The following is a 16,268-nucleotide window of genomic DNA, read 5'->3' as shown; positions in this document are numbered from 1 at the left end:
GAAAATTGCGACGGTGCGCCGGGCGCGATGTTATGGGAGCGGGTAATGGGGACAGATATTTTTCTGGGCGATGCCCTGGCTGGCAAGTCGGTCCTGGTGACCGGCGGCGGGTCGGGACTTGGCAAGGAAATTACCCGTGGGCTCGTCGCCAAGGGGGCCACCGTCCATATCTGCGGGCGCCGCGCCAATGTGCTGGAACAGACGGCAAAGGAAATCGGCGCAAACGTCCATTGGCATATCTGCGACGTGCGCGATCCCGAGTCGGTCGATGCGATGGTCGATGCAATCTGGGCGATCGCTCCGCTGACGGGGTTGGTGAACAACGCCGCCGCCAACTTTATCGCACCGACCAAGGATTTGAGCCCGCGCGGCTTTCGCGCTGTCACTTCGACGGTCATGGACGGCACATTTCATGTCACGCTGGCGCTCGGCAAACGCTGGATCGCCGAGGGTGTCAAGGCATCGGTGGTCAGCAATCTTGTCACCTGGGTGTGGAGCGGATCGGCCTTTGTCGTCCCCTCGGCAATGGCGAAGACCGCGCTGCACGCGATGACGATGTCGCTCGCGGTCGAATGGGGCAAATATGGCATCCGCCTCAACGCCACCGCGCCCGGCCCCTTTCCGACGCCCGGCGCTTGGGAAAAGCTCAATCCGATCCCTGAGGCCAAATCGAGCGCGACCGGCACGGAGACGGTGCCGCTCGGCCGCTTCGGCGAAATGCACGAGTTGCAGAATCTCATCATCTTTCTGCTCTCCGACGGCTGCGACTATCTGACCGGTCAGACGATCGCGATCGACGGCGCTCAGCATCTTGCCCAGCCCGGCACCTTCGCCGACCTCGGCCATCTCACTGACGACCAATGGCAAGCGGCGCGCGAGGCAATCGCCGCCTCGACGCAGCGCGAAAAGGCAGACCGATGATCACCCGCAGCATCTTCAGCGCCGAGCATGACATGTGGCGCGAAACCGTCCGCAAGTTCATCGAAAAGGAAATCGTCCCCTTCCACGCGCAATGGGAGCATGACGGGATCGTCCCGCGCGAGCTGTGGCTGAAAGCCGGCGAGGCCGGGCTGCTTTGCTGCACCGTCAAGGAAGAATATGGCGGTCTCGGCCTCGACTATCTGTTCGACGTCGTCGTTTACGAAGAATTGTGGCGCGTGGGCGCCAGTGGGCCGGGTTTCCTGATCCACACGGACCTTGTCGCCACGTATATCCAGTCGTTCGGGACCGAAGAGCAGAAGCTGCACTGGCTGCCGAAGATGGTGCGCGGCGAGGCGATCGGATCGCTTGGCATGACCGAACCGCATGCAGGCAGCGACCTGAAAGCCGTCCGCACGCAGGCGGTGCGCGACGGCAACGAGTTTGTCATCAACGGGCAAAAGGTGTTTATCTCGAACGGCCAACTGTGTGACGTGCTCGTGCTTGCGACCAAGACCGACACCAGCGCGGGCGCCAAGGGCGTGACTCTGTTCCTCGTCGAAGGCGACCGCGAAGGGTTCAAGCGCGGCCAGAATCTCGAAAAATTGGGAATGAAGGCGCAGGACACGTCAGAACTGTTCTTCGACAATGTCCGCATTCCGCCCAGCAACATGCTGGGCGCCGAAGGGCAGGGCTTCGTCCATATGATGACCAAGCTGCCGCAGGAGCGGCTGGCGCAGGCGGTGCGATCAGCGATGGTCACCGAAACGGTGATCGAATGGACTGCCGATTACACCGCCGAGCGCATGGCGTTCGGCCAGTCGATCGCCGAGTTTCAGAACACCCAGTTCGTCCTCGCCGACCTGAAAGCGCGAGCCCTCAGCGCGCGCGTGTTCACCGACAAATGCATCGAATTGTTCATGAACGACGAACTCGATCCGGTCGATGCCGCAATGGCCAAGATGGTCACGTCCGAACTCCATTGCGAGACGGTCGACAAGTGCCTGCAGCTGTTCGGCGGCTGGGGCTATATGTGGGAATATCCGATCGCGCGCGCCTATGCCGATGCGCGCATCGTCAAGATCGCCGGCGGATCGATCGAGATCATGAAGACGATTATCGCCCGCGACATGTTCAAGGGTCGCATCAAGCCGCGGCCAAAGGCCGGATAAAATGGATTCGGCGCTGCAAACATTGGCGGGATCGGCTATTCTTGGAGAAACTCTCTCCAAGGAAGGTAAAGCAGTGACCAAAGATCTGAACAGCAACCTGCGTTTCGGGTTCCTCATTCACGATGTGTCGCGCCTGCGCCGCATCGTCGTCGATCGCGCGCTCAAGCCGCTCGGCATTACGCGCTCGCAATGGTGGGTGCTTGCCTTTCTGTCGCGCCGCGACGGCATGACCCAGACCGCGCTCGCGGCCGACCTCGACCTCACCAAGGTGGCGATTGGCGGACTGCTCGACCGGATGGAGGCGGCGGAGTTTGTGACACGCCGCGCCGACGAAAATGACGGCCGCATTCGCCGCGTTTTTCTGACCAAGGCGGGAGCGAAATTCGTGACGACGATCCGCAAGAGCGTCGACCAGATCGAAACCGAGATTCTGACCAAGGTGACTGAAGCTGAACTCAACCAGGCGGCCGAAGTCCTGCTGACGATCAAGCACACCTTGCTCGAACTGGCGGGCGCCGACGGCGACGAGCCCGAGGGCGCCTTCATCACCATGGCCGAATAGAAGAAGCGAAAGGATCAGGATTTGCGTGGCTTAGAGGATAAGGTAGCGATTGTCACTGGCGGCGGACAAGGCATTGGCCGGGCGCTGAGCCTGCGGCTCGCCGAAGAAGGCTGCAAGGTCGCGATCTTCGATCTCAACCCGGCGGCGGGCGAAGAAACCGCCGCGCTGGCGCCGGGCAAGACGATCAAAACCTATCCTGTCGACGTGACCGATTATGATGCGGTGAAGGTCGCGGTCGATGCGGTCGAGGCCGAACTCGGGCCGATCTGGACTTTGGTCAACAACGCTGGGTGGGACCAGCCGCTTAATTTCCTGCAAACCGATAAACCGCTGTGGGACAAGATCATCGCGATCAATCTTTACGGCCCGCTCAACACGCATCATTGCGTCGCGCCCTTGATGGTCGAACGCCGCGGCGGGCGGATCATCAACATCGCTTCCGACGCGGCGCGCGTCGGAACGAGCAGCGAAGCCGTTTATTCGGCGTGCAAGGGCGGAGTGATCAGCTTCACCAAGTCGGTCGCGCGCGAACTCGCGTCGAAAGGCGTTCTGCTCAACATCGTCTGTCCCGGCCCGACCAATACCCCGATGATGGCGGCGGTGCTGGGCGAGGGCGAACAGGCGGTGAAGTGGAAGGACGCGATGGTCCGCGGCATTCCGCTGAAGCGCATGGGCGAGCCCGAGGATTATGCCGGCATCGTCGCCTTTCTGGCGTCCGAAGATGCGGGCTTCATTACCGGCCAGACCTTTTCGGTCGCCGGCGGCATGAACATGATTTGAGGAACTGACCATGATTGATCCGACGACATTCGAAGATGTGATTTACGAAAAGCGCGGCCGCGCCGCGTGGATCATCATCAACCGCCCCAAACTCTACAACGCGTTCCGCGCGCAGACGATCGAAGAGCTGATCATGGGCTTCAAGCTCGCCGCCGATGACAAGGGCGTATCGTCGGTCGTGCTGACCGGCGCGGGCGACAAGGCGTTTTGCACCGGCGGCGACCAGTCGGCGCATGAGGGCCAATATGACGGGCGCGGTATCGTCGGCCTGCCGATCGACGAATTGCAATCGATCATCCGCGATATCCCGAAACCGGTAATCGCGCGGATCAACGGCTTTGCGATCGGCGGCGGCAACGTCTTCGCCACGCTCTGCGACCTCAGCATCGCCGCCGACACCGCCAAGCTCGGGCAGGTCGGCCCGAAGGTCGGATCGGTCGACGCGGGCTGGGGCACCGCGATGCTCGCGCGCCATGTCGGTGACAAGAAAGCGCGCGAGATCTGGTATCTCAACCTGCAATATACCGCGCAGGAAGCGATGGAGATGGGGCTCGTCAACAAGGTCGTCCCCGCCGCCGAACTCGACGCCGCCGTCGATGAATGGACGACGACGCTGGGCGAGCGGTCGCCCACCGCGCTGGCGCTGGCGAAGCGCAGTTTCAACGCCGATAGCGACAATATTCGCGGCATCTCGATGCTGTCGCTCAACGCGGTGAAGCTGTTCTATGATACCGAGGAATCGAAGGAAGGCGTCCGCGCCTTCACCGAAAAGCGCAAACCCGACTTCCACAAATATGTGAAATAGCGGGGCGGGGCGACGAGAAATGGCGCCCGTGCGACTGGACCTTGCCGAAATTGCGACGTGGCTACCGCCGGGCAGTCGCATCCTGGTCGCGGGTGCCACCGGGGAGTCGCTGGTGCTGGCAGACGCCGTGATGGCGGCGGGCGGCAATCTCGGCGCGGCGACTTTCACCGGCGCGTTCATCCCCGGCGTCAATCGCCACACCTATCTCGCCAACCCCGACTGCCGCGTCGAAACCTTTTTTGTCACCCCCGAACTCAAGGATGAGGTCGGCAAGCGCGTCACCTTTCTGCCGCTGTGTTACAACGACATCCTCGACCGGCTACGCTCCAAGTCGATCGACGCGATGCTGATCATGGTCACCCCGCCCGACGAACACGGCAACTGCAGCTTCGGCCCGGCGGTCGATTTCGCCGCGGAACTCTGGCCCGGCATTCCGGTGCGGATCGCGCATATCAACCCGGCGATGCCGCGCACGCCCGGCCATGCGGGAATTCCGCTCGACCAGATCACAGCCTTCGTTGAGGCCGACCAGCCTTTCGACGGCCTCGCCGACATCGGGGACGACCCGATCGCCAACGCCATCGCGGCGCATATCGCGCCATATATTGTCGACGGGGCGACGCTACAGATGGGGGTCGGCAAGGTGCCCGGCGCGGTGCTGCGCGCGCTCACCGGTCGTCGTAATTTGCGCGTTCATAGCGGCCTGATCGTCGACGCCGTGGTCGATCTGGAAGAGGCGGGTGCGTTGGCGCCGGGCGTATCGGTCACGGCAGGCGTGGCGATCGGATCGGAGCGACTTTACCGCGCGATTGCCGGACCCGCCTACAATTTTCAGCCGGTGTCGGTGACCCACGACGCGGCGACGATCGCGGCGATCCCGAACTTTGTTGCGATCAACTCGGCGCTTGAGGTCGATTTGCTCGGCCAAGCCTATTCCGAACTCGGTCCCAAAGGTTTGATGTCCGGCCCCGGCGGCGCGTCGGATTATGCGCGCGCCGCGAAAATCGGTGGAGGGCTGCGCATCGTCGCACTCGCTGCAACTGCCGCGAAAGGTGCGATCAGCCGCGTCGCGCTCCCCGGCACACCCGTCGGCCCGGTCGCGCTCGGCCGCATGGACATCGACATCATCGTCACTGAATATGGCGCCGCCGACATCCGCGCGCTGACCTATGACGCGCGCGCCGAAGCGCTCATCGCCATCGCCGCCCCCGATCACCGCGCCGCCCTGCGCGATGGCTGGCGGGCCTATGCGTCGCAACTGTGAAGGAAACGGACATGCCATCGAACAAGGTCATCATCAGCTGCGCCATCACCGGGTCGATCCACACCCCTTCGATGTCGCCGCACCTTCCCGTCACCCCGGCCGAGATTGCTGATAGCGCGCTCGGTGCGGCGGCGGCGGGCGCGGCGATCGTCCATCTCCATGCCCGCAACCCTGACGACGGCCGCCCGGACCAGAGCCCCGAGGCGTTCGAACCTTTCCTGAAAGTCATCAAGCAGGCATCGAATGTGGTCGTCAACCTGACCACTGGCGGCTCGCCCTATATGTCGGTGGAAGAACGCGTCCAGCCCGCCAAGGTCTGGCAGCCCGAGGTGGCGAGCCTCAACATGGGGTCGATGAATTTCGGGCTGTTCCCGATGCTCAAACGTTACAAGGATTTCAAATATGACTGGGAAGAGCCGATGCTCGAAGGCTCGCACGACCTGGTCTTTCGAAACAGTTTCAAAGATATACGATACGCTCTTGATACGCTGAACGCGACCGGCGCGCGCTATGAGTTCGAATGTTACGACACCAGTCACCTCCACAATCTCCATTATTTCTGGAGCGAAGGCCTGGTTCAGGCGCCCTTGTTCATCCAGACCTGTTTCGGGCTGCTCGGCGGCATCGGCTCGCATCCCGACGAGGTGATGCACATGAAGCGGACCGCCGACCGTCTGTTCGGCGACAATTATCAATGGTCGGTCTTGGCGGCAGGCGCGGCGCAGATGAAGGTCGCGGCGATGGCGGCTTCGATGGGCGGCCACGTGCGCGTCGGCCTCGAGGATTCGCTGTGGCTTGGGCGCGGCGAGCTCGCGCAAAGCAACGCGGTACAAGTCGAGCGGGTGCGGCAGATTATCGAAGGGCTGGGGCTTGATGCGGCGACGCCGGATGAAGCGCGGCAGATATTGTCGCTCAAAGGCGGCGACAAAGTCGCCTTCTAAACCTCTCTTTTGAAAGCATCGCCACCATGACGCCCCCAGCACTAGAGCAGTTCCGTCTCGAATTTCCCGATAATGGCCTCGTTCATCTGGTCTTCGATTGCTCTGGGCGGACGATGAACGTTTTTTCCAACGCGGCGATCCACGAACTGGGCGCCTTTGCGGCGTGGCTGCCCGACGCCGATGTTACCGGCGTGCTGCTGCGCTCGGGCAAGGACAACGCTTTTTGCGCCGGGGCCGACCTCAATGAACTGGGCGTCGCCTATGGCATGATCATGCAAAGCCCGCCGCGCGCGCGTTTCGACGTCGCTTACGATCATTTCTTTCCGCTTTCCAAGGCGATCCGCGCGCTGGAGACAGCCGGTAAGCCGGTCGCCGTTGCGCTTGGCGGACTCGCGCTCGGCGGCGGTTGCGAACTCGCGCTTGGTGGCCATTATCGCGTGCTGGTCGACGATCCGAAGATCGGACTGGGCCTGCCGGAATCGCTCGTCGGGCTGTTGCCGGGGGCAGGGGGAACCCAGCGTCTGCCGCGCCTGATCGGGGTCGAAGCAGCTTTGCCAATCCTCCTCGACGGAAAGCGGCTGAACGGCGCGGCGGCATTGGCGGCGGGGCTGGTCGATGAAATCTGCGCGGCAGGCGAAGAGGTCGCGCGCGCAGAAGCCTGGCTGTTGTCAGACCCGGACGCCGTGCAACCTTGGGACCGCCCCGACTGGCGCCCCGCGCGTCCCGAGGACATTGCTCCCCATGTCGCCCCCCGACGCGCCGCCGCCGATCCGCGCTACCCGGCGCCGGTCGCGATCCTCGATTGCGTCGAACTTGGCGGCCCGCAAGGATTCGACGGCGCGATCCGCAGCGAGATGGCGATTTTTGCGCACCTGATCCAGCGCCCCGAACCGCGCAATATGATCCAGACGCTCTTCCTCGGCAAAACCGACCATGATCGCCATGTCCGCAAAGGCACGCTGCCGGCTTTTGTTGGCGAAGCTGTGGCAGCGGTGCAGGCGGTTGGGGGAGGGTTCGATAATCGCGAGACCCTGGCAAGGATCAGCAAAGCCGTGACACCCTGGGCGGGCGAACATCCCGACGACCTGCGCATCGCCGATTATGCGATCGTCGCCGCGACCAGCTATCCTGCCTTTTTGGGTGGTCCCTTTGCCTTCAGGCGTTCGGGCTTTTCCTGACCGGTTTCGGCGTAGCGGTGCAGATAGCGCAGCAGCGCCTTGGTGCGGAGCAGGCCGAAGAAGTCGATCATCAGCCGCATACCCGCCTGGAACAGCGCCGCGGCTTCCTGTTCGTCGAGCTTGCCCTCGACGCGTTCTAGAAAAAGGGTCGATTCCTGCCGCGCGACCATCTCGACCGGCTCTTTGTAAAAGGCCAGGATATCGGGCGTGAAGCCGAGCTGATCCGAATAGCCCGATGCGCGCATTTCGCCCCAGATATTGAGGATCCGGCTATCGGTCACACTCAGCGCCGGACCCTTGCGCGTTTCGATTATGTCGATCATCCCCATCGCGGCAAAGGCCGCCGCATCCTCGCGCGCCTGCGGCCACAGCTTGACCAGCGATTCGACGGTGACTTGCCGGTCGTCGACCCCGACGCGGGTGGCGACCAGCGCCTCCAGATTGTGGAAAGCGCCGGCCTCGATCCGGTGCTCGCTATGCTCGCCCTCGAGCACCGCCTTGATCTGATTGAGCGTTAGCCGACTGTCGCGCTGCAAATCGCGCACCGCAGCGATCGCGCGGACGTGACTTTCATCATAATCGGCAACATTGGGTTTTGGCCGGCTCGGTTCGGGGACCAGCCCGTGGCGCAGATAGACGCGGATCGTCTCGCGGTTCACCCCTGTGCGTGTTTCCAAATCGCGCATCTTCATATCGGCGTCCTAGGCCAGTTGGGCCATGCGGCTCAAGGGGGCAGGAAAAAGATAATCCGATTTACGGTCTTGTGGATCCGATAAAACGCGTATATGTTAAACGCAAAATATGGGATGAGAATGAGCCAGGAGGAATCCGTCATGGACTATCTGCGTTATTACACCGCCTTTGCGATCCAGCTGCTGACCGCGGCCAGCTTTGTCGCGGGCGGTGCTTGGGTTTGGGTCGGGATCGCGACGTTGCCGCTGCTCGGCCTGATCGACAGCATCCTCCCCAATGATATGCGACCGCGTCAGATGCGTGAGGGATTTGTCGCGGATCTTCCGGTCTGGCTTGCCTCGCTGTTTGCGCCCTGCCTGTTTTTCATCGCTGCTTTTTGGGTCGCGAATGCGGAAGTTATCACCATGGGCCAGGTCGTCGGCGCTGTCCTCTCGCTCGCGTGGCTCAGCGTCGTCCCGCTCGTTCCCGCCAGTCATGAACTTTATCACGCCCGGGGCAAGCTACGCCGTTTCGTCGGCCGCTATGTCCAGGTCTGCTACCTCGATGCGACGCGCGAGATCGCGCATGTCGTCGGGCATCACATCAACGTCGCGTCCGAACTCGATTTCGACACCGCGAAGCGCGGCACCAACCTCTATAGCTTTACCGCCAAGGCGGTGCTGATCAGCTTCGTCGATTCGAACAAGACCGAGGCCGATGCGCTGGAGAAAGAGGGTTATGGCCGCTGGTCGATCCGCCACCGCATCTGGAAAGCGATTTTGGCGCAGTTGGTCATGCAGGTGATCATCTTCGCGATCGGCGGCTGGACCGCTGTGGGTATTGCACTCGGCGCGATGATCATCGCGCGCTTCTGGATCGAATCCTTCAACTATTTTCAGCATTACGGCCTGACCCGCAAAGTCGGCGGCGCGATCAGTCGGCGTCATGTGTGGAATCACCTGAAACCGCTGTCGCGGCTGATGGGGTTCGAGATCACCAATCATGCCGATCATCACACCGATAGCTTCGCCAAATTCCACCAACTCGTTCCCGATCGTCAGTGGATCCCGATGCCCAGCGTTTTCGTGTGCTTCTTTGCCGCGCTGGTCCCGCCGCTGTGGCACAATATGATCATCAAACCTGCGCTGAAGCGATGGGACAATGAACTGGCAACCCCCGAAGAACGCGAAATGGCGCGCGCGCAGAACAAGGCAGCCGGCTGGCCCGACTGGTTCGACGACAAGTCGGCCGGCGGCATGGCTTACGCGTGATGGGTGGACCCATCCGCCATGGGCTTTATGTGCTGATCGCTTTCGTATCGGCAGGTCTGGCTTGGTACTACGGCATCGCGTGGATGCAGGGCGGCGGCAATATCCTCAACCTGCCGTCTTTTTTTCTCGACGCGTTCCGCTCGGGCGATGCCGCGGCATTCCTGACCGTCGATATCCTTGCGGCATGGATCGTCTATATGATCTGGGTCGTGCCCGACGCAGTGCGGATCGGGCTGGGCGCGCGGACGGGCTGGTTGTTTCTTGTCCTATCGTTCATCGGCACCTGCTTCGCCTTTCCGCTCTATCTGGTGCGGCGCGAACGGCACTTGGCAAAGGCCGGCCAGACCGGCTGAGGATTTAAACGGCGGGGAGGGACGTTAACCCGCTCCCCGCCGCCCCCCTTATCCCATGACGTAGATCGATTTGAGCTGCTGGTACGCGCCGACGGCCTCTGGGCCGAATTCGCGCCCCAGCCCGCTGCCCTTGATCCCGCCGAACGGCGCGCCGAGCGAGGGCATGTAGCCGTTGACGCCAACGGTGCCGCTTTCGACCTGCCGCGCGACGCTCAGCGCGCGCTCGGCATCGCTGCTCCACACCGATCCGCCCAGCCCGAAATCGCTGTCGTTGGCGATCCGCACCGCATCGGCGTCATTGGCGTAGGAGATGACCGACAGCACCGGTCCGAAAATCTCTTCCTGCGCGATCGTGTCGCTATTCGCGACATCGGCGAACAGCGTTGGTTCGACGAACCAGCCGCGGTTCATGTTGCGCGGCCGCCCGCCGCCGGCGACCAGCCTGGCCTCGCTTTTGCCCTTGGCGATATAGCCTTCGACGCGCTCGCGATGCGCTTCGGATGCCATCGGCCCGACATGGGTCGCGGCGTCCATCGCATCGCCGACGGTTAGCGTGCCGAGCATCCCCGCGATCGCGTCGACAACCTCGCCATAGCGGCTTGCCGGGGCAAGGATGCGCGTGCCGTTGTAACAGGCCTGGCCATTGTTAAGCATCGACGCCATGGGGATACCAGCGAGGAAGCTGCCAAGATCGGCATCCTCGAGCACGATCGCTGCCGACTTGCCGCCAAGTTCAAGCGTGACCGGGCGCAGCAGTTCGCCGCAAGTCGCACCGATCTTGCGTCCGGCCGCCGTTGAGCCGGTAAAGGCGACTTTATCGATGCCGGGGTGCGAGACGAGATAGGCGCCGACCGCGCGGTCGGCGGCGACCCAGTTGAGCACGCCCGCTGGAACGCCCGCCTCCAGCGCGGCTTCGGCCACCAGATAGCTGTCGAGGACTGTGCCTGGCGACGGCTTGATCACGACGGTGCAACCCGCCGCCATTGCAGGCGCGATCTTGTTGATCGCCAGCGTCACCGGGAAGTTCCACGGCACGATCGCCGCGACGACACCCACCGGATTGCGCTCGACCAACGTCTCTTTGCCCATCTGCGACGGGCGGACGTCGGGACCGGCGTTCTCGCCAGCGGCCAGCCCGGCATAATATTGCAGGATGCCGACCGGGAAGCCGCCTTCGAGTTGTTCGCTAAGTGCGATCGGCATCCCGTTCTGCAGGCTCACCGCCTTGGCAATGTCGCCGCCGCGCGCGGCGAGCGCGCCCATGAAGCGTTCCATGACGGCGGCGCGTTCGGATGCCTTCATCCGCGGCCAGGGGCTGTTGTCGAACGCGTCGCGCGCGGCGGCAACCGCCGCATCGACATCGGCCTCGATCGCCTCGGGTACCCGGGCGATCGCCTCGCCGGTCGATGCGTTGATCAGTTTGAACGTCCGGTCGGACGAAGGCTTGACCCATTGATTGCCGATAAAAAAGGCGTCGCGGTCCATGCTCATAAAAATTCCTCTCTCCATTTTGGGGTCTCAGCCGCGCGTGCTCGCGTCGGTGAATTTGTCGTAGTGAATATGATCGAGCGCGATCCCCGCCTCGGTCAGCGCGTGGATGCCGGCATCGATCATCGGCGGCGGGCCGCACATATAGCCATGCGCGCCGGGTCCGAGTTTTTCGAGCGCCGCCCCGACATGGCCCGTGACCATGCCGTGGCGATATTGGTCATGTCTTTCTTCGGACAGGATTGGCCAGAAGTCGAAGCCGGCGGTCCAGGCGTTGCGGATCGCGGCAATTTCGTCCTGCGCATAGATGTCGCGTGCGCCGCGCCCGCCGAACAGCAGAATGCAGTCGCGGCGCACCCGGCGCTCTGCGGCGTCTTGAAGCAGGCTGATCAGCGGGGCTAGGCCGCTGCCCCCGGCGATACAGATCAGCGGCGCCTTTTTGTCCGCAGCTCCGTCGCGGAGCCAGAAATTGCCATGCGGTCCGTCGATTTCATAGGTCGCAGCGAGCGGATCGCCGGTGAACAGCAGATCGGTGAAGGCGCCGCCCGGTACATGGCGGACAAAGGTGGTAAGTTCGGCGCTGCCATCGGCACTGGGCGCAGCGGCAAAGCTGTACGAACGATGTGCATCGCCACCGTTCCAGCGCAGGTTGAGATATTGGCCGGCACGATAACGCATCGGCTGGTCGGCCTGAAAGCGCAGCCTTTTGATGTCGTGGGTCAGATCATCGATGCCGACCAGTCTGGCCGCGCAGGTGAGGGGAGCGATCGCCGAGTCGCTGCCGATCTCGACTTCCAGTTCCAGGTCCGACTTGGGGATCGCCTGGCACGCCAGAATATAGCCTGCGTCGAGCTCGTTCTTGCTCAGCGTATAGCCGAAGGGCGTGATCGCCTCGACCCGACCCGACAGCAATTTCGTACGGCACGATCCGCAGGTGCCAACGGTGCAATCATGCGGATAAGCGAGTCCTTCTTTCAGCGCGCGCTCGAGCACTGTCTGCCCGGCGTCGACCGCAAAGTGCTCGCCTCCGGGCTGCACAACGACCTGCTTTGGTGGCGATTTCCCGAACAGCGATTTAAACAGCGACATCCTCTGGCTCCGATATTTTTTGAAGTCGTAAATCGGTTGACAAGTTTTTTTTCTAATCTATTTTACGTATCAATGCCACGCAAAAAAGCGGGCGACGGATCTGGGACGGTCCGGACCTTTTTGAGGGAGGATGACGATGAGGAAATTTACGGCAGTCAGTCTGTGTGCGTTGGCGGCGGCCAGCGTTGCGACCCCGGCTTGGGCTCAGGACGCGGCCCCTGTCGACGAGACGACCGAGCAGGTCGGCCTGGCCGATATCGTCGTGACGGCAACCAAGCGCTCCGAAAATCTTCAGGATGTTCCCGTTGCCGTCTCGGCAATCTCGTCAGAGGCGCTGCAGAACAAGGGCGTGTTCGAAACCAGCGACCTCAACAACACCATGCCCAACTTTCAGGTGTCGTCGCCTTATGGCCAGCAGCAACCGAATTTCTCGGTCCGCGGCGTCGGGGTCGGCACCGAATTCAACGCCAACGCGGCCTCGCCGATCGGCGTGTATGTCGACGAAGTTTATCAGGCATTTCGCTCGAGCCACGGCCAGCAACTTTATGATCTCAACCAGATTGAAGTTGTGCGCGGCCCGCAGGGCACCCTCTATGGCCGCAACACCACTGGCGGCGCGATCAACTTCATCACGCGAAGCCCCGAGCTAAACGGGCAGAACGGTTTCGCAACGGTCGGCTACGGCAATTATAATCGCTTCAACATGGAAGGCGCGATCGAGGTTACCCCGGTCGACGACGTCTTTGGCATCCGGCTTGCCGGGACCTACGTCAATTCCGATCCCTATATCCACAACCGCCTGCCCAAGGGGCCGAACACGACCACCGGCGGCGGCGCGTCGGGGTTGAACTTCAATACCGGGCGTGATCCGGGCGGTGCGCAAAGCTATGGCCTGCGCCTGACGATGCGCTTCAAGCCCAGCGACGCGATCGACCTCAAGCTGAAAGTCTATGCCGCCGAAGCCGAAGGCGGGGTCGAGGCCCCACTACCGACCGGATCGTCCCGGACCAGCGACGTTATCAACTATACCAACCCGAACTTCCTGCTCGGCGGGCTGTTTGCCGCGCTGGCGCCGGGCGGCCTGGTCCCCGCAAGCTACAGCCAGTCGGGTCGCGGACTGGGCCTTAACGAGGTCGAACTCGACACCGTTGGAATCGCGACATCGCGGACGCGCGGCGCCGTGTTCGATGCGCGGTTCGAACTGAGCGACCGGCTTAAGCTGATCTCGATCACCGGCTTTGATGACGGACTTTACCAGCAATCGCAGACAGATTGCGACGCGTCGCCGGTGAGGCTGTGTGCGCTCGGCTATCGTTCCAAATTCAGTGCCTTCAATCAGGATGTTCGTTTTGACTACGACGGCGGCCCGTTCAAAGTGATCGTTGGTGCCTTTTACGGCAAAGACAAGGTTGTCGCTGATAACACCCCCGACTTCTTCAACTTCCTCAGCGATGTGACCACCGCGGTCGGCTTGCCGCCGACCTATTTCAATCCGGGCGGCGCATTCAACGGCGCCGGCCTGTCGGCGGGTTCGCTGCCCACCGGTATTCGCGCCACCCAGCATTTCGCTCAGAAACGCACCTCCTACGCGGCTTATGGCGAGGCGAGTTATGAGCTGACGCCGACGCTGAAGGTTACCGCCGGGCTGCGCTATACCAAGGACAAGAACCGTTTTTATGATGGTTTGACCACCTACTACGACGACACCGGCGCGGCGCGTCTGATCACCGTGTCCAACTTCGTGCAGGGCGGGGCGCTATCTCCCTATTTTGTCCAGGCGGTGCGCGACGAAGCGGGCAATGTCGTAATTCCGTCGTTCCAAGGTCTCGGAATTCCATTGCCGACCGGTTTCGAAAACAGCGGTTCGGCGGGCCGGGTCACCGGTCGCGCGATCGTCGACTGGAAACCTGCCGATGACATATTGGTCTATGGCAGCTACAGCCGCGGTTACCGGTCGGGCACCTTCAATGGCTTGGCTTATGGCAGCGCCAATCAGGTCTATTTCGTCAAGCCCGAACAGGTTGATGCCTTTGAAGTCGGTTTCAAATCGCGCTTCTTCGACAATCGCGCCCAGCTCAACATCGCGGCCTTTTATTACAAGTATAAAGGCCAGCAGGGTCAGGTCGTCGACGCGTCGGCAACGGCGAACCTGATTTCGCTCGATGGCACGCTGAAAGGGCTGGAGGTCGAGGCGATCATCAATCCGGTCGACAGCCTGACCCTCAGCGCTTCGTTCGGACTGCTGGATTCCAGTTATAAAGGCGGCGACTGCCCCGCCAACCCAGCGAGCATCCCCAATTTTCCGGCGCAGCTCGGCAGCTGCGTCGTGTCGTCGGGCGGACCGGTCAGTGTCGGAGGCAATCCCTTCCCTTATGCCGCCAAGCAATCGGCATCCTTTTCGGCCGACTGGGTGCCGATCGACGATGGCGACAACAAGCTGACGATCCACGGCGACGTCAATTATACCGGCCAATTCTACTTCGACAGTTTCAAGGATTACAGCCGCGGACCCTTGCCGGTGGTGGCGTCGGGCAAGTTCGGCGAGGGCGAGGGCAAATATTGGATCGCCAACGCCCGCGCGACCTATACCATGGGGCGCTATTCGATTTCGGTCTGGGGTAAGAACCTGACCGACAAGGTCTATTACCCCTTCGGCATCAGCCTCGAGAATTTGTTCGGCAATGGCTATCGCGTCCGTGCTCAACCGCGCACCTATGGCGCCGAGGTCACGGTTCGTTTCTGACGCTTGAATATCGACGAGGCCCTGGCATTCCAAAAGTGTCGGGGCTTCGATCCAAAAACGATAACCCAACGGAGAGTCGCGATGTTTGACAACAAGGTGTGGGCCGAACCGGCGATGGATGTCGACGCGGTCCACGACGGCCGCCATGTCCTTCCCGATGTGGCGATGGGACGCGAGTCCATTCCCTATATCGTTGTCTTGCCCGAGCATCAGATTGCGTTTTTCACCTACACTTGGGTGTCGAAAGACAGCGTCGCTGGCGCCGCGCTCGCGGTGTTCGGCCCCGGAGTCGGCGGCGATCCGATCCAGCAGCGCTTGGCGGACCGGCCGGTGTCACCCGACATGGGGTTCGATGACTGGTCGATCGAGGGCTTCCGGATGCAGCAGGATCTGAAATTCGACCAAGCGCATATCCATTGGGAAACCCCCGAGGCCACGGTCGATTTCGATTTCACGGCTTTCCATCCGCCCTATGCCTATGCTTCGGACCCGCGCGGCTGTCCGGCGTATTGCGCGACCGACCGCATCGAACAGGCGGGCCGGGTCAAGGGAACGCTGCGTATCGGCGATCGGGTGATCGAATTCGACGCCACCGGACATCGGGACCATAGCTGGGGAACCCGCGACTGGGTGCCGTTCCAGCAATATGAATGGTTCGTCGGTCAGGTCGGCGAAGAGATTTCGGTCCATTTCTGGCGGTTCAACGCGCTGGGTAAAGAACATGTCCGCGGCTATGTGTTCAAGGACGGGTTGATGTCGCGGATCGACACGGTTGCCGTCGATGTGACCTTCGACGATCAATATTGGCAGACCGGCTACACCGCCGATATCGTGGACGAGGCCGGTCGGAGCACACGCATCGAAACCGAAGTCTTTGGTTGCTACACGCTCAAGCCCGTGCCGAATTGCAGCCTCAACGAAAGCGGCGGACGCTCGATCATCGACGGCAAGACCGGGGTTGGCTGGATGGAATGTTGCTGGCCGACCGACTATCTTGACCATATCCGCGCCAACGGCCCTTATTGAGGGGCG

15 protein-coding genes are annotated in these 16,268 nt (G+C 62.1%); 12 read left to right on the top strand and 3 right to left on the bottom strand.

All coding sequences use genetic code 11. From position 1 onward, the window contains the following. The first annotated feature begins 45 nt into the window (after window positions 1-45). The 8 genes from ACQY6T_RS07730 (at window position 46) to ACQY6T_RS07695 (ending at window position 7,620) form a co-directional block, all read left to right on the top strand. Entirely contained in the window at window positions 46-921 is an 876-nt protein-coding gene (locus tag ACQY6T_RS07730) for an SDR family oxidoreductase (RefSeq protein WP_428630045.1), read from the top strand. Continuing rightward, the gene (locus tag ACQY6T_RS07725) at window positions 918-2,090 is read left to right on the top strand and encodes an acyl-CoA dehydrogenase family protein (protein WP_428630043.1); all 1,173 of its coding nucleotides are present in this window, start codon (window positions 918-920) and stop codon (window positions 2,088-2,090) included. Before ACQY6T_RS07730 ends, ACQY6T_RS07725 begins: the two co-directional genes overlap by 4 nt. Window positions 2,091-2,163: 73 nt before the next feature. Further along, window positions 2,164-2,652: a MarR family winged helix-turn-helix transcriptional regulator gene (locus tag ACQY6T_RS07720; RefSeq protein WP_428630042.1), complete on the top strand. Its 489-nt coding sequence runs from the start codon at window positions 2,164-2,166 to the stop codon at window positions 2,650-2,652. A gap of 21 nt (window positions 2,653-2,673) precedes the next feature. Next, window positions 2,674-3,432 (top strand): SDR family oxidoreductase, encoded by a 759-nt coding sequence (locus ACQY6T_RS07715; RefSeq protein WP_428630040.1) that lies wholly within the window; start codon window positions 2,674-2,676, stop codon window positions 3,430-3,432. Between the two features lie 10 nt (window positions 3,433-3,442). Then, window positions 3,443-4,237 (top strand): enoyl-CoA hydratase-related protein, encoded by a 795-nt coding sequence (locus ACQY6T_RS07710; RefSeq protein WP_428630038.1) that lies wholly within the window; start codon window positions 3,443-3,445, stop codon window positions 4,235-4,237. A gap of 19 nt (window positions 4,238-4,256) precedes the next feature. Beyond that, on the top strand, window positions 4,257-5,501 hold the full coding sequence (locus ACQY6T_RS07705) for an acetyl-CoA hydrolase/transferase C-terminal domain-containing protein (protein WP_428630036.1): 1,245 nt from the start codon (window positions 4,257-4,259) through the stop codon (window positions 5,499-5,501). Window positions 5,502-5,512: 11 nt separating this feature from the next. Then, complete coding sequence (locus ACQY6T_RS07700) at window positions 5,513-6,442, top strand: 3-keto-5-aminohexanoate cleavage protein (protein ID WP_428630034.1); 930 nt, start codon at window positions 5,513-5,515, stop codon at window positions 6,440-6,442. Window positions 6,443-6,555: 113 nt separating this feature from the next. Next, the gene (locus ACQY6T_RS07695) at window positions 6,556-7,620 is read left to right on the top strand and encodes an enoyl-CoA hydratase-related protein (protein ID WP_428630033.1); all 1,065 of its coding nucleotides are present in this window, start codon (window positions 6,556-6,558) and stop codon (window positions 7,618-7,620) included. Here the strand turns inward: ACQY6T_RS07695 and ACQY6T_RS07690 are convergent. After that, a complete protein-coding gene (locus ACQY6T_RS07690) occupies window positions 7,566-8,312 on the bottom strand; it encodes a MerR family transcriptional regulator (RefSeq protein ID WP_428630032.1) in 747 nt (248 codons plus the stop codon). The two genes, ACQY6T_RS07695 and ACQY6T_RS07690, sit on opposite strands and share 55 nt — an antisense overlap. A 141-nt stretch (window positions 8,313-8,453) precedes the next feature. Between ACQY6T_RS07690 and ACQY6T_RS07685 the strand changes: the two genes are divergently transcribed. Both ACQY6T_RS07685 and ACQY6T_RS07680 read left to right on the top strand, forming a co-directional pair. Next, window positions 8,454-9,563 carry an alkane 1-monooxygenase gene (locus ACQY6T_RS07685; protein ID WP_428630030.1) on the top strand — a complete coding sequence of 370 codons (1,110 nt, stop codon included), beginning with the start codon at window positions 8,454-8,456 and terminating at the stop codon, window positions 9,561-9,563. Further along, complete coding sequence (locus ACQY6T_RS07680) at window positions 9,563-9,916, top strand: DUF2834 domain-containing protein (RefSeq protein ID WP_428630029.1); 354 nt, start codon at window positions 9,563-9,565, stop codon at window positions 9,914-9,916. The genes ACQY6T_RS07685 and ACQY6T_RS07680 overlap by 1 nt, the downstream gene beginning before the upstream one ends. 48 nt (window positions 9,917-9,964) lie before the next feature. Here ACQY6T_RS07680 and ACQY6T_RS07675 read toward each other — a convergent pair whose 3' ends face one another. Next, entirely contained in the window at window positions 9,965-11,407 is a 1,443-nt protein-coding gene (locus ACQY6T_RS07675) for an aldehyde dehydrogenase (RefSeq protein ID WP_428630027.1), read from the bottom strand. Between the two features lie 27 nt (window positions 11,408-11,434). Continuing rightward, a complete protein-coding gene (locus ACQY6T_RS07670) occupies window positions 11,435-12,493 on the bottom strand; it encodes a 2Fe-2S iron-sulfur cluster-binding protein (protein ID WP_428630025.1) in 1,059 nt (352 codons plus the stop codon). Window positions 12,494-12,629: 136 nt separating this feature from the next. On the opposite strand from ACQY6T_RS07670, the gene ACQY6T_RS07665 reads away from it, so the two are divergent. Both ACQY6T_RS07665 and ACQY6T_RS07660 read left to right on the top strand, forming a co-directional pair. Further along, a complete protein-coding gene (locus ACQY6T_RS07665) occupies window positions 12,630-15,236 on the top strand; it encodes a TonB-dependent receptor (protein ID WP_428630024.1) in 2,607 nt (868 codons plus the stop codon). Window positions 15,237-15,317: 81 nt separating this feature from the next. Then, on the top strand, window positions 15,318-16,262 hold the full coding sequence (locus ACQY6T_RS07660; RefSeq protein ID WP_428630023.1) for a DUF7064 domain-containing protein: 945 nt from the start codon (window positions 15,318-15,320) through the stop codon (window positions 16,260-16,262). Window positions 16,263-16,268: the final 6 nt, after the last annotated feature.

This window comes from Sphingopyxis sp. (genome assembly GCF_965279725.1).
GTDB lineage: Bacteria > Pseudomonadota > Alphaproteobacteria > Sphingomonadales > Sphingomonadaceae > Sphingopyxis.
The sequence above is the reverse complement of the archived record's forward strand: the minus strand, read 5'-3'. Positions and strand labels throughout refer to the sequence as shown.